This is a genomic window from Martelella alba, from assembly GCF_006516955.1.
GTDB classification, from domain to species: Bacteria; Pseudomonadota; Alphaproteobacteria; order Rhizobiales; family Rhizobiaceae; genus Martelella; species Martelella alba.
The window spans coordinates 69,076-83,909 of record NZ_VHLG01000003.1 but is presented as its reverse complement, the minus strand read 5'-3'; the positions used below and the strand labels follow the sequence as shown (position 1 = coordinate 83,909).

20 protein-coding genes, 1 tRNA gene and 1 pseudogene are annotated in these 14,834 nt (G+C 56.4%); 16 read left to right on the top strand and 6 right to left on the bottom strand.

What is annotated here, in order from left to right:
- Positions 1–32: 32 nt before the first annotated feature.
- Positions 33–1,088, bottom strand: coding sequence for a hypothetical protein (locus tag FJU08_RS06795; RefSeq protein WP_141148232.1), 1,056 nt, complete (start codon positions 1,086–1,088; stop codon positions 33–35).
- A gap of 221 nt (positions 1,089–1,309) precedes the next feature.
- Here FJU08_RS06795 and FJU08_RS06790 point away from each other — a divergent pair, with 221 nt between their 5' ends.
- Positions 1,310–2,128 (top strand): N4-gp56 family major capsid protein, encoded by an 819-nt coding sequence (locus tag FJU08_RS06790; RefSeq protein ID WP_141148231.1) that lies wholly within the window; start codon positions 1,310–1,312, stop codon positions 2,126–2,128.
- On the opposite strand, the gene FJU08_RS22710 is transcribed toward FJU08_RS06790, so the two are convergent.
- From FJU08_RS22710 to FJU08_RS06785, 3 genes are all read right to left on the bottom strand, one after another.
- The gene (locus FJU08_RS22710) at positions 2,094–2,429 is read right to left on the bottom strand and encodes a hypothetical protein (RefSeq protein ID WP_210245194.1); all 336 of its coding nucleotides are present in this window, start codon (positions 2,427–2,429) and stop codon (positions 2,094–2,096) included. The genes FJU08_RS06790 and FJU08_RS22710 overlap by 35 nt on opposite strands.
- Positions 2,430–2,431: 2 nt before the next feature.
- Positions 2,432–2,587 (bottom strand): hypothetical protein, encoded by a 156-nt coding sequence (locus tag FJU08_RS22705; protein ID WP_181409773.1) that lies wholly within the window; start codon positions 2,585–2,587, stop codon positions 2,432–2,434.
- Positions 2,588–2,966: 379 nt separating this feature from the next.
- Positions 2,967–3,635, bottom strand: a complete 669-nt coding sequence (locus tag FJU08_RS06785; RefSeq protein ID WP_141148230.1) for a hypothetical protein — start codon at positions 3,633–3,635, stop codon at positions 2,967–2,969.
- On the opposite strand from FJU08_RS06785, the gene FJU08_RS06780 reads away from it, so the two are divergent.
- The 5 genes from FJU08_RS06780 to FJU08_RS06760 all read left to right on the top strand — a co-directional run bounded on the left by FJU08_RS06780 (position 3,616) and on the right by FJU08_RS06760 (position 6,959).
- Positions 3,616–4,764 carry a PLxRFG domain-containing protein gene (locus FJU08_RS06780; protein WP_141148229.1) on the top strand — a complete coding sequence of 383 codons (1,149 nt, stop codon included), beginning with the start codon at positions 3,616–3,618 and terminating at the stop codon, positions 4,762–4,764. The genes FJU08_RS06785 and FJU08_RS06780 overlap by 20 nt on opposite strands.
- Positions 4,765–4,970: 206 nt before the next feature.
- Positions 4,971–5,387: a hypothetical protein gene (locus tag FJU08_RS06775; protein WP_141148228.1), complete on the top strand. Its 417-nt coding sequence runs from the start codon at positions 4,971–4,973 to the stop codon at positions 5,385–5,387.
- Between the two features lie 118 nt (positions 5,388–5,505).
- Positions 5,506–6,387 (top strand): glycoside hydrolase family 108 protein, encoded by an 882-nt coding sequence (locus tag FJU08_RS06770; RefSeq protein ID WP_141148227.1) that lies wholly within the window; start codon positions 5,506–5,508, stop codon positions 6,385–6,387.
- Positions 6,387–6,665, top strand: coding sequence for a hypothetical protein (locus FJU08_RS06765; RefSeq protein ID WP_141148226.1), 279 nt, complete (start codon positions 6,387–6,389; stop codon positions 6,663–6,665). Before FJU08_RS06770 ends, FJU08_RS06765 begins: the two co-directional genes overlap by 1 nt.
- Before the next feature lie 102 nt (positions 6,666–6,767).
- A complete protein-coding gene (locus FJU08_RS06760) occupies positions 6,768–6,959 on the top strand; it encodes a hypothetical protein (protein WP_141148225.1) in 192 nt (63 codons plus the stop codon).
- Between the two features lie 246 nt (positions 6,960–7,205).
- On the opposite strand, the gene FJU08_RS06755 is transcribed toward FJU08_RS06760, so the two are convergent.
- Positions 7,206–7,295 (bottom strand) — tRNA-Ser (locus FJU08_RS06755).
- A 306-nt stretch (positions 7,296–7,601) separates the two neighbouring features.
- On the opposite strand from FJU08_RS06755, the gene rplU reads away from it, so the two are divergent.
- From rplU to FJU08_RS06710, 10 genes and pseudogenes are all read left to right on the top strand, one after another.
- The gene (gene rplU / locus FJU08_RS06750; protein ID WP_141148224.1) at positions 7,602–7,916 is read left to right on the top strand and encodes a 50S ribosomal protein L21; all 315 of its coding nucleotides are present in this window, start codon (positions 7,602–7,604) and stop codon (positions 7,914–7,916) included.
- Positions 7,917–7,959: 43 nt separating this feature from the next.
- Positions 7,960–8,232 carry a 50S ribosomal protein L27 gene (gene rpmA, locus FJU08_RS06745; protein ID WP_141148223.1) on the top strand — a complete coding sequence of 91 codons (273 nt, stop codon included), beginning with the start codon at positions 7,960–7,962 and terminating at the stop codon, positions 8,230–8,232.
- Between the two features lie 132 nt (positions 8,233–8,364).
- Positions 8,365–9,003: a GNAT family N-acetyltransferase gene (locus FJU08_RS06740; protein ID WP_141148222.1), complete on the top strand. Its 639-nt coding sequence runs from the start codon at positions 8,365–8,367 to the stop codon at positions 9,001–9,003.
- Complete coding sequence (locus tag FJU08_RS06735) at positions 9,000–9,560, top strand: GNAT family N-acetyltransferase (RefSeq protein WP_235890614.1); 561 nt, start codon at positions 9,000–9,002, stop codon at positions 9,558–9,560. Before FJU08_RS06740 ends, FJU08_RS06735 begins: the two co-directional genes overlap by 4 nt.
- A gap of 252 nt (positions 9,561–9,812) precedes the next feature.
- A complete protein-coding gene (locus tag FJU08_RS06730) occupies positions 9,813–10,826 on the top strand; it encodes a phage minor head protein (RefSeq protein ID WP_141148220.1) in 1,014 nt (337 codons plus the stop codon).
- 28 nt (positions 10,827–10,854) lie between these two features.
- A complete protein-coding gene (locus FJU08_RS06725) occupies positions 10,855–11,331 on the top strand; it encodes a hypothetical protein (protein WP_141148219.1) in 477 nt (158 codons plus the stop codon).
- A gap of 332 nt (positions 11,332–11,663) precedes the next feature.
- A pseudogene (locus FJU08_RS23295) lies at positions 11,664–11,792 on the top strand (hypothetical protein); the annotation flags it as partial.
- A 171-nt stretch (positions 11,793–11,963) separates the two neighbouring features.
- Positions 11,964–12,563 (top strand): hypothetical protein, encoded by a 600-nt coding sequence (locus FJU08_RS06720; protein WP_235890613.1) that lies wholly within the window; start codon positions 11,964–11,966, stop codon positions 12,561–12,563.
- A complete protein-coding gene (locus FJU08_RS06715; RefSeq protein WP_141148218.1) occupies positions 12,560–13,039 on the top strand; it encodes a hypothetical protein in 480 nt (159 codons plus the stop codon). Before FJU08_RS06720 ends, FJU08_RS06715 begins: the two co-directional genes overlap by 4 nt.
- Before the next feature lie 143 nt (positions 13,040–13,182).
- Positions 13,183–13,716, top strand: coding sequence for a hypothetical protein (locus FJU08_RS06710; protein WP_141148217.1), 534 nt, complete (start codon positions 13,183–13,185; stop codon positions 13,714–13,716).
- Between the two features lie 204 nt (positions 13,717–13,920).
- On the opposite strand, the gene FJU08_RS06705 is transcribed toward FJU08_RS06710, so the two are convergent.
- Positions 13,921–14,787, bottom strand: coding sequence for an endonuclease/exonuclease/phosphatase family protein (locus FJU08_RS06705; protein WP_141148216.1), 867 nt, complete (start codon positions 14,785–14,787; stop codon positions 13,921–13,923).
- Positions 14,788–14,834 lie beyond the last annotated feature (47 nt).

The following is a 14,834-nucleotide window of genomic DNA, read 5'->3' as shown; positions in this document are numbered from 1 at the left end:
AAACTCATCTTGATTTTGCAATCAAAGGTACGTCAAGCCATCAACACGAACTGCGGCTCTGTCATCGAAACCTCAAAATCATCCTCGATTTTTGTCGTTAGGTGCAATTCAGAAATCGTCAAAGCATCTTCCGAAATAATCTCGGAATATCGAGCCAGAGACAAAAGTGCATCCCTTGCATTTGCATAATACATGCAATCCATTTTCAAAATTTCTAACTGTTTTTTTATCTTTTTTGGAAATCTCTTTTTATTTTCATTGAATTTTATATTTTCGGGAAGGGCCCGAGTTGTTTCAACCTCTTTGCAACCACCGTTCGGAATTTGTCCTTCCGGACAGATCAATGCAACCACAGGGCGCTCCGTTCTCTTATCCGGAACCAAAGAATATTTTAACTTACTCAAGTCACCCAGATTTTGAGAAAAATTGTGCTTTCTTACATAGCTGGACGACAAAATCGCATCCAGCTTATTGTGAGACTTTCTAAGATTATCGCGAAGCTGCTGAAACAGCGGAACCACCATGCCGCCTTTGTCAAGAACGAGGCTATTTACAACTTTTATCGCTCGTCCCTCCGTGATGATCAGCGCGAACTCGCACCAAAACAGAAGCTCGGGAAGTTTGCTGATGCGATTTTCTCGCGTCATTAAATAGGTCAGGGCCTCACTGTAACGGTCCCATCCGACAGTATTGATGCGATAACGTCGCCGAGAAAGCCAGTTTAAGTTGAAATAATTTAATTGAATAGATTGAAGTATAGCGTACTTTTCTTCCAGGAGGTGGGCACCTACTACTTCGTCTACAATGGCGTGAATCTTTCTTGGGAGATCATCTATCTTTTGAATAATTTCACGGTTCTGACTTTGTATGGCCTCTATCTTGCTATCCATCTCACGGAGGTATTTCTGGATATCTTCCAGCTTACCAAGGATTTTTCGATTTTCAGATCGTGATGTAAAAAAGCCAACTGCAGATGCAATTCCGCCAATTACGCTCATCGTGCTTGCCGCATAAGACAGTTCAGCAGCGGGAATCCCGAAGAAGTTCTCAAGCTTTCCTACTGCCGGTTTTTCGTTCTTGCCTACCATATCTTCCCCCTTTTTTTGGCTATTCATAACCAATACTGCATCCAATTGGATGAAAATCAAATTCATTTTTTTGAAAGGCGTCGAAGGGGCGCAAAAACATGTCTAGGGGGAGTTTCGGCCTACTGTTTGCATTTCAGCATCGTTTCAACGATAATAGCATCGTATCCAATTGCTGCGCAGGACGTGCGGCGCTCCAAAACCGCACTTTGAGGGTGGCAATTATGGGACAAACCACGATCCCCTTCGGCGATCCGAAGGCCCAGATGAAATGGTCTGGCCGTCTGCTGGTCGAGACGCTGGCGAAAAGCTACTGGGAGCGCTTTATCAGCACTTCCGAAAACGCCGTGATCCAGCGCAAGACCGAACTGGAATCCGATGCGGGCGACCGCATTTCCTTTGACCTTTCGGTGCAGCTGCGCGGCGGGCCGACATCGGGCGACAACCGCCTGAAAGGCACGGAAGAACAGCTCAAATTCTTCACCGACGAGGTTATTATCGACCAGCTCCGCAAGTCGGTCTCGGCCGGCGGCAAGATGACCCGCAAGCGCACCGCGCACGATCTGCGCCGCGTCGCCAAGGACCGTCTTTCCGACTGGTGGTCGCAATATGTCGATCAGCTGTTCTTCATCTATATGTCGGGCGCGCGCGGCATCAACGAGGATTATGAAGCCTTCCCGCTCGACTATGACGGCCATGCCGGCAACGAGCTGCGGGCGCCGGATGGCCAGCACATCCTGTTTGGCGGCGATGCTGCCAGCAAGGCAACGATCACCGCCGATGACAAGATGTCGCGCCTGATGATCGAGCGCGCGGCCAACAAAGCCCGGATGATGCGCGCCAAGGACCCGCGCAACGCCAATCTGCTGCCGATCAAGATCAGTGGCGAGAAGCATTTCCTGTTGCGCTCGAAAACGTCAATGGCGAGATCGAGTTTTGCCGCGCCACCTCCAGGAATGGCGATGTCATCACCGTTGCGCGCGGACAGGAAGGCTCGATGGCCCGCGCCTATTCTGCCGGTGATGCATTCGAATTGCGCCTGACTGTTGCAGCACTCATGGCACTTTCGATCGGTGACGGCGACCAAAACCTGCCGAGGCTTTCCGTCTCGTCGGTCGTAGTAGAGGGTATCTGATGGCGATCCGGATAGCCTCCTTTGCCGGCGAAATTCCGCGCCTGATCCCACGGCTGCTTCAGCAGAATTTTGCGCAAATCGCGCAAAACACCAAGCTTGAGGAAGGCGATCTTCTGCCGATCCGGCGCGGCCGGTTTGTCACCCGCCTCGATGACGCCGCCAAGACGATTTACAAGTCCGGCGATCGCTGGCTTGCCTGGGCAACGCATGTTCACGTCGTTCCGGGGCCGGTCGCCTCCGATCGCCTGTACATCACCGGCGACGGCGCGCCGAAAGTGACGGCCGATGGGCAGACCACACCGCTTGCGCTCTCACGCCCGACAAGCCCGGTTGTCGCATCGACCGGCTCCGAGATTGACGAGGACACCTATTTTACCGTGCTCTACGCCTATACCTGGGTGACGGCGCTGGATGAGGAAAGCGAGCCCTCGGACCTTTCCAACGAGGTTTTGGTGGATACCAGCGCGACGGTGACGCTGAACGGCTTTGCCGACCCGCCGGCAGGCCGGCGCGTCAACCGAATGCGCATCTATCGTTCGCAAACCTCAGCCCTTGGCGCGACCGAACTCTACTTCATCGCCGAACGTACCGCCCAGACCGGCAATTTCGTGGATGTGATCGCTGACAATCCCATTCAGGAAGTCATCCCGTCGACCGACTTCAACGCGCCGCCGGACGAGCTGTCCGGGCTGATCGCCATGCCCAACGGGATGATGGCGGCGTTCTCCGGCAAGAAGGTCTATTTCTCAGAGCCCTACAAGCCGCACGCATGGCCGGAAAAATACGTGTTGACGGTGGACTACGACATTGTCGGCCTCGGTTGCTTCGGCTCTTCCGTCGCGATCCTGACGACCGGATCGCCCTATGTGGCACAGGGCACAGCGCCGGAGAACATGGTGATGGACCGGTTGCGCGTGAACCTGCCACGCCTGTCCGCTGAAGGCATTGTGGACCTCGGCTATGCTGTCGCCTACCCATCGCCGCGCGGCCTTGTCGCCGTATCGCAGAACGGTGCCGTCGTCGCGTCGGAAACCGTGCTGACCATGGATCAATGGCGCTTCATGCAGCCGGAAACCTTTATCGCCGGCCAGTTCGCTGGCCGCTATATGGCCTCCTACGACTATGCCGACGAAAAAGGCGTCGCCCGCCGGGGCATCATGATCATGGACCTGTCCGGCGGAACACCCTTTCTGGTGCGCGCCAGCGATGATGCCGACGCCATGTTCTTCGAAGTCGGTGCCGGGCGGCTTTTCATCCTGCGCAACGGCGTCGACGTCTATGAATGGGACGCGATTTCGGAACCCTATGGCGAGCTTTTGTGGCGATCGAAGAAATTCGTTCTGAATTCGTGGAGCATGTTCACCTGCATTCTGATCGAAGGCGACGCGCGCCGGATTGGTAGCGAACGAGATCAACAAACGCCACGAATTTATTATGAACCCGACAGGCAGCAGCGCCGTGCAAACCACCACATCCGCCGCGTTCACCTACTATCTGGCGGTGAGCCCGGCAGCGGCATTGGTGAACCTGTCGCAGACCGTGATTATCGGGGTACCGGTGCTGGCGGCCTATCACGGCGGCGCGAAGGGTTTTGCGCGCGCCGGCGCCCAGCTCATGGGCGCGCTGAAGGACTTCACACTTGGCGGAGGGCAGGCGGAACGCTCGAGGCATCTCACGGAAGACGAAAAGCGCGCGATGGATGCGGGCTACAGAACAGGCATTATCGACCGCACTCAATCTCACGATCTGGCCGGCATTGGGGAGACCGGCGTAGAATATCGCCCCGGTCGCGCCAAGGTGATGGCGGCTATTTCGTGGGCATTTCATCATGCGGAACGGCTGAACCGCGAAGTCACGTTCCTCGCCGCCTACCGTATCGCGCGGCAAAAGGGCCTCGACCACGAAGGCGCAGTGCTCAAGGCCGGCGATCTGACGTGGAAGACGCATTTCGATTATCAAAACACCAGCCGGCCCCGCATGATGCACTCCGACACAGCCAAGGCCCTGCTCGTCTTCCGCAATTACAACGTCAACATGCTCTACCGCCTCTTCCGCGACACGCACCAGGCGCTTCATGGCGAAAGCAAAGAAATCCGTCGGGAAGCCTTAACCCAGCTTTCCGGCATCACGGCAATGATGATGGCCAACGCCGGCATCAAGGGGACATGGATGTTCGGTATCGCCATGGTGCTCGCCGGCTTCTTTCTCGATGACGGCGACGACCCGGAGCAGGAGTTGAAAAAGGCCATGGTCGAGGCTGTCGGTCCGATGATGGCCGGATTGGCAATGGACGGCATCCCCGGATACCTCACGGACACGTCCCTTAGCGGACGCGTTGGCATGCCGGACCTCTGGTTCCGATCTCCCGATCGCCAGCTTGAGGGCGAGGATTCGTACAATTATTGGCTGGGACAGGTTGTCGGCGCGGCGCCTGGAATAGTCGAGAACATGCTGCGCGGCATCGGAATGATCAAGGAAGGCAAGACCTATCGCGGCGTGGAAACCATCGCCCCGACGTTCATCACAAACTTGATGCGCGCCTAACCGCATCCGCACTTGCGGCTTGCACGTCACCACATGTTAAGCTGCAATCTCCGGTAGATAAATCGCTCTGACCTTGGTTTGTCAGTTATTGCTCTTCGGGCCAGAACGCCTCCGGTTTTGACAACATAGGCGACAGGACCGGGTGTTTTCGAGGTGGATGTAGCAACAAAAGCAACCTTCCGCCCGGCCCGGCCAGGAGATTGTACATGGCTAATTCATCGTTGAACGGCAACACGCTCTCAGAAGCGGGACCAGATACCGACGCAAGTGCGCCACCGGCGATCGATCCGACACTTTTTCATTACCGGGTTTGGCGTGCCGTTCGCGCGGAGTGGTGCCGCGCGCTCGTTCAAGTGGAAGGCGGACAGACAACCGTCAAAAACCTTGATGCCATCCAGCGCAGAGAACTTGAAGCAAGGGATGCCTTGCTAGCGCTAACTCCTACCACACTCAACGGTATTGCCGCTGTAGCGCATCTTTTATGGGATGAGCTGGGTCCGTCACAAGCGAATCTGTCAGAAGGCGAATATGCAGCCCGTTGCGCGAGCGACCCAATTCTGAAGATGATCGCTGCGATCTGGCGCGCGGCCGACGGAAGCCATACGCCGCCCTTGACAGACTAAAGCCAGAGCAGTCCCCACCACCCATTCTCTTCAGCATCGTTGCTATTTTGGCATCACCCATTGTATGATATCCAAACCACGACCGGCTGCATTTACGCTCGGCAAAAAGGATATTGAGATGTCGCGGTTCACCGAATGCCTGGCCCTGATTCTGGCTGAAGAAGGCGGCTATTCCAACCACCCCAAAGACCCTGGTGGCGCGACCATGCGTGGCGTCATCCAGCGCGTCTATGACACCTATCGCCAGTCCAAAGGGCTCGCGACACAGAACGTCCGCCAGATTTCCGAAGACGAGTTGCAGGCGATCTATCGCGAACGCTACTGGAACCTCGTTCACGGCGATCGACTGCCGCCCGGCATCGACCTCGTCGTCTTTGACGGCGCCGTCAATTCCGGCCCGGCCCAATCCGTCAAATGGCTGCAGCGATCCGTAAACGACCTGCGTTCTTCATCTTCGCAAATCGGCGTTGACGGACTGATCGGGCCGGAGACTCTGAACGCGATTGTTAGCTGCCCCGACCACCGGGCATTGGTCAATCATATCTGCAACCGACGCCTCGCGATGCTGAAACGCCTTTCCACCTGGCCAACCTTTAAGGGCGGCTGGTCCGCGCGGGTGTCTCATATGCGCGCCAATGGACTTACGATGACTGAGGCGAGCAGCGTCCAGTTCAATGGGCGCCCCGCAACCGACGGTGCCGCCAGCGCGATCATGACGGTTCAGTCGATCGAAGGGGCAAACGCCAAGGCGAGCACCGCAGATATCAAAAAGGCGCCACCCGTCGCGCCCGCCGACGCCGCTCTTGGAGCCGGTGCCGTCACGGCGGCATTGTCACAGGCGCAGGACCAGCTCGCGCCGTTCGCATCAATCGATGCGATCAACAGAGTTTCCGCCGCACTGGCCGCCCTTGGCGTCGCCGTGATGCTTGGCGCGCTTGTCTATCGACTCTGGGCGAAGCGCAGAGCTGCCGCCAACAAGGATGCGCTGGAGACCGCGTGATGTTCGACAAGATCGAAAGCATGGTCATCGCCCTTGCTTCCGCCGCCGTTGGCGCGGCGGTCGTCGTCATATTGGGCGTGGTGATTTTCATACCGAGGGCACATCACCAGGGCGTGCTCGACGAACGTGCGGCCGTCGCGCGAAAAGCCCTTGAGGCCTGGCAGGACAGGACGAAAGACGATGCCAAATTACAAGCCATGTCTCCTTATGATCTTTGCGTGTCTTACGTTGGCAGGGTGCCAGAGTGCAACGAGCTGCGCGCCCTTCCGCAAAAATAACCTCTCCCCAAGCGGGGCTGCCGCGCTTATTCAGGCCGACCCTCAGGGCGCAACCAACGTCATCGGCAATGACCGCGCTGGCCAGAGAATGGGGTGCTGGGAATGACAACGCCAAAGCTCGACATGCGCATTTCGCTCGGAAATATCCTGACGGCGCTCGTCTTCATCGTTACGATTGTCGGCGGCTACTACGCCGTGAAAAACAATGCCGAAGCCAATCAGAAAGACATTCAGGAAATAAAGGCCTCGATCAGAGAGCTTCAGCAAGACAGCTCGACAAAAGCCGAGACCTAGGCGCTTCAGTCCCGTCTCTCGCGGATGGAAGAGTATCGCGACGATACCGTTGATCGCCTCGCCCGCATCGAAGAGCAGATGAAGGGCTTCAAAGACCAGACACAGGAACTGAACGCGAGCATCCGGCAGCTCATAAGCACGCTCCAACCCTCAAGATGAGGCGTTTTTGCCGTTAGGATCATAATTAGGATCGAAAAATCAAAATCAAAATAAATTCAATAAAATCATATACATAAAGAGAAAGTCTGGCGGAGAGGGAGGGATTCGAACCCTCGATACGGTCACCCGTATGCCGCATTTCGAGTGCGGTGCATTCGACCACTCTGCCACCTCTCCAGGATCCATGTGGTCAGCGCTTGTGAGCGCGGGGTGTCTCTTAGCGGGCAAAGGGCGGCGATGCAAGGGCAAAATGACGTCTTTTTTTACCTTTCAGCTTGACTTGCCAGCACCAATTCCATATCGAAGCTTTCGGACGCGTGTGTCTGGTTGATGCGCGCGATGCGCCCGGCTTTGCCGGGCATTCACCGGCAGACCGGTTCTCAAGGGTTTTACGCTGAGAACACTGCTCAAACAAGACTGATAAAAAGACGGCCGCCTTCGGTTTCGAAGGCATAAGCCGGACCGAACATGAAAGGACAAAAAATGTTCGCAGTCATCAAGACCGGCGGTAAGCAGTACCGCGTTAAGGCCGAGGACACGCTTTCCATCGAGAAGCTCGATGTTGAAGCTGGTGCCACGGTTGAATTCGATTCCGTTCTCATGGTCGGCGAAGGTGCCGATGCCAAGATCGGCCTTCCCTTCGTTGAAGGCGCCGTCGTCAAGGCAGAAGTTGTCGAACAGACCCGCGGCAAGAAGGTCATCGCCTTCAAAAAGCGTCGTCGCCAGAACTCGAAGCGCTCGCGCGGTCACCGCCAGCATTTCACGGTCGTCAAGATCACCGACATCATTGCCGGCTGATCGGTTAAGAGCAGTTCTCTAAGAGATTTAAAGGAGCACTCCAATGGCACATAAAAAAGCTGGCGGTTCCTCGCGCAACGGTCGCGATTCTGAATCCAAGCGCCTTGGCGTAAAGAAGTTCGGTGGCGAAGCTGTCATTCCGGGCAACATTATTATTCGTCAGCGTGGCACCCAGTGGCATCCCGGCACCAATGTCGGCATGGGCAAGGATCATACCATTTTTGCAACCACAGAAGGTAATGTCACGTTCCGTACGCGCGCCAATGGCCGAGTCTACGTGTCCGTGGCGGCCAAACAGGCAGAAGCAGCGGAATAAGCCGGACCGCTATAAACAGCCGGCGTCTCATCGACCCGGCTGAGCATTCTGGTTCAGACCTGAGAAATCAAAAGGGGAGATGGGACGCCACCATCTCCCCTTTTTGTTTTCAACCCAGGAAAGGACCAGACAATGCAGGATGATCTACAAAGGGAGAGCCAATCACGGCTATCCCGCGAGCGGCTAAGGCCGGATCGGTCAAGACGGGATTGCCCCGTCCTTCTTTCGGAACGGCTCGTTTTGCGCGGCCCCCACGAAGATGACATCGACGCCATTGCCCATCTCGCCAATAACAACAAAATCGCCACCATGGTGTCGCGCATGCCGCACCCTTACACGATCGATGACGCGGCGAATTTTGTTCGACGCGGCCAAGAGGGCGTGATCGGCAATTGCGTCTATGCCATCACAAAAGCCGATAACGGTGCTTTTCTTGGTTGCTGCGCGGTTGAAACCATCCCCGATGACGACAGTGTCGTCGAGATCGGCTACTGGCTCGGCGAACCCTATTGGGGCAAGGGCTATACCACGGAAGCAGCACAGATCCTGATCGACATGGTGTTTCGCACCCGCGAGGAAGTCGAGACGGTCGATGCCCGTTGCCGGGTTGTCAATGCCGCCTCGCGCCGGGTTTTGCAGAAGTGCGGTTTCCAGTATCAAGGCGCCGGCATGGCGCAGTCACTGGCCGTTGGCGGCAGTGTGCCGGTCGAATGGTACCGGCTCGACCGGCGGACCTGGATGTCACTGAAGAGCTGGGGGGCACCCCGATGAACATTCACATCAACGCGCCCCTGCCGCCCTTCATCGACACGAAGCGTTTAAGGCTTCGCCCGCATCGCCTCAGCGATTGCGGCCCGATATCCGAGACGCTTTCGGACTTCAGGGTCACGCGCATGCTCGCACGCGTGCCCTACCCTTACGGCGAGGATGACGCCCGCGACTGGCTGAACCTGATATTGGCGCCGGATGACGGCTGGCATTTTGCCATCACCCAGCCGGCGGACGACGTTCACATCGGCACGATCTCGATCGAGCACCGGCAACAGGCCTGGCATCTTGGCTACTACCTCAATCGCTATTACTGGGGCCGCGGCTTCATGAGCGAAGCCGCCTCCGGGCTGATCGAACGGTTCTTCAGCCGGCACGGCAATGTCGCGCTTCACTCCGGCGCCTATGCTGAGAACCGGGCTTCGCAACGGGTACAGGAGAAGCTCGGCTTCCGCGTCACCGGACTTCGCGACCTCTATTCCGTGTCCACCAGCCAGATGATCCCGGAGGTCACAACCGAACTGAAAGCGAACGAATTTCAGCCTTTCGAATTCGCCTGAGATGAGACGGCCGGGCCATCCCGCCCGGCCGTCCGATCACAGTTGATCGCCACGCCCACACCAGCCTCATTCACGATCGGCTGCTGAACAGTGGAACTACCCGGCGGGAAGCCGCCCGACCCCGCGAGTTGCACTTCACCCACCGGGCTGAAACGCCCCTCATATCCGGCCTTTTTCATCCCCCTTTATCCCCGCCCTTAGCGTGAGGCTTATCCTTGTTGCCAGCGACAACACGGGCAGGAAGCCGGAGCGATGTGTAATTTTTGCAGTCAGAAAGCGCAACCGAACCGGGGCTCAAGCGCCTACAGGCAGGCCTTTGAGGCCTATCTGCGCTACGGCACGCCGATCCCGCCTGAGACCAAAGCGGCACCGAGCCGCACCTCGCACTATATCTGGCGCACCATGCGCGACGATCGCGTTCGTGCCTCCCATGCGGCCAATGACGGCAATATCTACGCCTTCGACAACCCGCCTGTGACCGGCAATCCCGGCGATGCCTATGGCTGCCGCTGCATTGCCGAACCCTATGATGCCTCGACGGGGGAATACTTCGATATTCGCCTGTCCGGTGTGTCAGATGCGGTGGAACAATGGCCCTGGTGGAGGTTCGCCGGTCATTATTTCACCGGCCACGGAAAGCCGGTGACGGTGCGCGAAACAGGTTATCTGTCCGAGGTCGTTCTCAAGTTCCAGCAAGAGGCGATCGACAATCCTTTGCGACTGCCGGGTCAGATTGCAGACACCGCACGCACCACAGGAGAAGGCGATTTCGTTTACGATTTCGCGGGCAATTATGAAATGCAGCAGATCGTTTTCAGCATCGGTACGACGACGATCAGCGGCACGGCGTCTGGAAGCTGCCGCAGAAAAGCCGGCATGCTCGAACTTGATGGCGACATCACCTTCGAACTGACCGACATGTTTCGCGATCCCTATGACGCGGAAAGCTATTATAAGTGGCTACATGAAGCTGCGGGTCGTGTTGTCGATGCAATTGCATCCGGACTGGACAGCGCAACCGAGATTGCCGGTCGCGTTTCGGCTCAACTCGGCAATGGCGACAGGCCGCTTTTTACGCTGGTGCTCGAAATGGCTGACGCCGCGCTGCGGGATAGTCGTCGTTTTTCTCAGGACTTTTTCGATTTTCTGCCGAGAGAGGTTTTCTTCGCAACACCTTATGATATCGAAGACAGATGGGCTGGCAACTTTTCCGGGAGAATTCTGATTGATCGCAGAGACAGCCGCTTTTTTTCTACGACGCCTTAGGGCAACACTCCGCCTACTGAAGCGTATCGTGGTCATCGTGCTCAAGATGCTGTTTTCAGCGATCGTCGTCAATGTTGTCATCCTCGCATTGGCAATCCTCGATCGGCGCGCCTCCTGCGTTATTCTCCCGAATGGCTATTGTCTGGGACGCCTCGCCATGTTCGAGCTTGATGACAGCATTTATACCTCGATACGCCTGATCACTCCGAATGGACAACTGGTTTTGACGGGCACCCCCAATATCGAGCTATACCGGCATTCCACCGACCCGCAACAGATAGTGATCCGGTATCCGGGCGGGGAGATGGCCATGGACGGGCGACAGATCATGCCGATCATCGCCGGCAACATGTTCAACGAGGGGTGGAACAGCCCGAATGAGCCGCTGGGAGTGCATCTGTTCGGGACGGATTTTTACAGCATCTACTTTCGACTCCAGGAGGCTCACTGGGGAAAATCCCGACATTGCGGAACAAAACTATTTGCCTTTCACCCGCCCCGATGAGGTGGAGGAACAGTGATTTCTTCTTCTCGAAACGGGCGCCTGCCGTTTTCTATGACCATGACGAAGCGGGGGCGGTCCTTTCCTCTCCCCACCGGTCTCCGCAACAGCCAGCACCCCTATCCTTTGCGGGTCACAACGGAAAAAGGGGCGAGAGTCATGTGCGGGTTCTGCGGAAAAACCACCGACCGGTCGACAAAAGCCTATCGCAGGGCCTTCGAGGCCTATCTGCGCTATGGCACGCCGATCAGGCTTGAAACCAAGGACGGGCCAAGCCCGGCGTCCCACATTGTCTTCTTAAGCGTTTCCGGACGGAAAACCGGCGGCCACTTTTCCTGGAAACGCTTGGCATCTGGCGCACCCGCCGCGATGCGAAGGTCCGCCCGTCCCATGCCGCCAATGAGGGCAATATCTACGCCTTTGACAACCCGCCTGCGACCGGCAATCCCGGCGATGCCTATGGCTGCCGCTGCATCGCCGAGCCCTATGACGCCTCAACGGAGGAGTATTTCGATATCCGCTTCGAGAACATTCCGCAAACCACCTCAAAATGGCCTTGGTGGAATTTCGTAGGCCATTATCTTTTCGGCAATGACGAAACAGTTTCCCTTGAGAAAGCAGGCCTTCTACAGGCGGTGGCCAATCAATTCAGAGCTATTGCAATCGATAATCCCCACCGACTTCCGGGCCAGATTGCAACCAAAGCGCGGACGACAAAAGATGGATCCTTTGGTGACGGTTTTGACAATTACTATCCGATGAAAAATGTTTCCTACAGCCTCGGCAACTCATCAATCCGCGGAGAAATTCACGGGACACGTCGACAGAAAGGCCCAATGATAGACCTCAGCGGAAGCATAGATTTCACGTTCGAAGACATGTTCCGTGACCCTTTTGAACTCGAAGATCGAATTTTGACCTACGACAATATGATTGGCGACCGTATCGTAAAATTGATCGCCAGCGGCCTGGAAGACGCATCAGAAATCGCAGCTGAAATTTCGCAGACATTAGGCAATCCCGGTCCGTCTCTCTACAATTATGTATTCGCGATGGCCGTAAGCGCTTTGAACGACAGCCGGAACAGGTCTCGGGCGCTGCTCTCGTATATACCGGTCGAGGTTCCCTTCAGCTCACCCTATGGTATAACTGAAATATGGGAAGCAACCTTTTCAGCGCGTATACTGGCCGACGCGAGCACGAGCCGTTATGCTGAAGCCAAGGACCGGCAATGAAACCCACTGCGATTGCGATTTTCAAGGTTTCAGCACCAATCGTCGTTTTTGCCACCGCCTTCCTCGCACTCGGAACCTATCTGACGCGGGAACGCTGCATTATTCTGCCTGACGGCAGCATGATTGGCTACAGAGCCATCCTTCTCACTCACCGCGATGATGGGTTGAATATTGTCCTGAAGCGCCCTGGCAGTACGCTGATTGCAGATTCAAGCGGCCTTCAACGGCTCATGAAAGACCCGAAACAGCCGGACAACATCCTGCTCGTAAATATAGTCTCCATTCCAGGTGCGGATTTCGTCGACGCACTCGCGCTTGGCTTCGTCACGAAAGCCTGGCAGCAGCGCGGCGATCCAGACCGAACTGACTACGGGCTTGTCGGCACCAACCTCATTCATGACCGGCTGCTGAACAGTGGAAAATACCCGGCAGGAAGCTGCCCTACCCCGCTTTTCGCCTTACACAAGCCGGATTGATGCCAAGTCTTCAGGCGTCAATATGGGACATGCAAGCCTGTCAGGCCTTCAGAAAGGCGCGACCGAAAGCGCGCATAAACTGCATATCCCAGTCACAAACGCTACTATCGCATCTTCGAAACGGCATAGCGGGAGGATCCTGATTGATCGCAGCAACAGCCGCTTTTTTTATAAGAAGCCTTAGGGCAACGCTCCGCCTGCTGATGCGTATGGTGGTCATCGCCCTCAAAATGCTGTTTTCCGCAATCGTCGTCTATGTCGTCATCCTCGCATTGACGATCCTCAATCAGCGCGCCTCCTGCATTGTCCTCCCCAATGGCTATCTGTTGGGACGGGTCGCGATGTTCCAGTTCTATGACGGCCATGAAACCGAGATGCGGCGGCTAGCGCCGGACGGACAACTGGTTCTGACAGGCACCCCCGGCATCGAGATATACCGGCACCCCACCGACCCGGGCCAGATCGTCATGCGCTATTATGGTGGCGAAATGTCCATGGACGGACGAAAGATCATGCCGATCATTTCCAACGAAGGGTGGAACAGTCCGAGTCACCCATTGGGGGAAAGCCTGTTCATGACTAATCTCTATGGCATCTATTATTGGCTTCAGGAGGGCCACTGGGGGGAAACCCGGTATTGCGGCACAAAATTACTTGCCTTCCACAAACCGGACTGAAACGCCCCCATATCCGGCCTTTTTCATCCCCCTTTATCCCCACCCGCAACGTGAGGCTTATCCTTGTTGCCAGTGACAACACGGGCAGGGAGCCGGAGCGATTACGTGAATTTTGCAGTCAAAAAGCGCAAACGAACCGGGGCTTACGCGCCTAAAGGCAGGCCTTTGAAGCCCTATGCTGATGGCAGGCGCGGCGCTCAACCACTAAATTTGCAGCTCCACCCATACGGGGAAGTGATCGGAGCCTTTGGCGGCGAGATCGACATGGCCGGATTTCACCAGCGGCACGAGGCCGGGATGGGCAAAGGCGTAATCGAGATACATGCCCTCGCCTTCCGCCAGGCTTTGATGCGTCCAGGTGATGCTTTTCTCATCCCGTGTCTTCAGCCGGTCGAGCAGATCGACGGCGACGCCATCGCGCAAGCTCCGCCAGCCGCCCGTGTCCCTTTCGCCCACCATCTCCAGATATTCAGGCGTTTCCGGCTCCATGTTGAAGTCGCCCATGATCAGGAAATTTTCCGGCATGGGCGGATCGGCAAGGCCGAATTCCATCGACCCCGTCACCGCACCGCCCTCATGGACAAAGCCGAACAGGCGATCTTTCAGGAAACGCAGTTGGGAAATCCGCTCACGCGGCGAGACATGGTCGAGATGAACGGAATAAAAGCGCAACGGCCCCACCGGCGTGTCGATGACGGCCTCAAGCGCTGAACGCTGATAATTGATCCGCTCATAGGTGCGGCTGCGCGGCAAAAGCAGATGGCGGGTTGCAAGCAGCGGAAAGCGCGACAGGATCATATTGCCAAATTGCAGCCGCCGCTCGACAATGCGCCCATCTTGACGGGAATGATCAAGATGGATATCGCAGCCCGGACCATAAGCCAGGAAGAAATCCGGGAAAAGCGCTGCGATTTCTTCAACCATATCGCGCTCGCCATTCTTCGGGAAACCGCGGGTCACCTCCTGCAGCGCGATCAGATCCGCGCCTTCAAGACTTGCGGCAATGCGCGCAAGATCATATTTGAGGTCCAAACCGGTCCCAAACTGGATATTATAGCTCGCGATACGCATGATACCCTTTGACCTCCGCCCGACTGAACGATAACGATGCGGCTGGT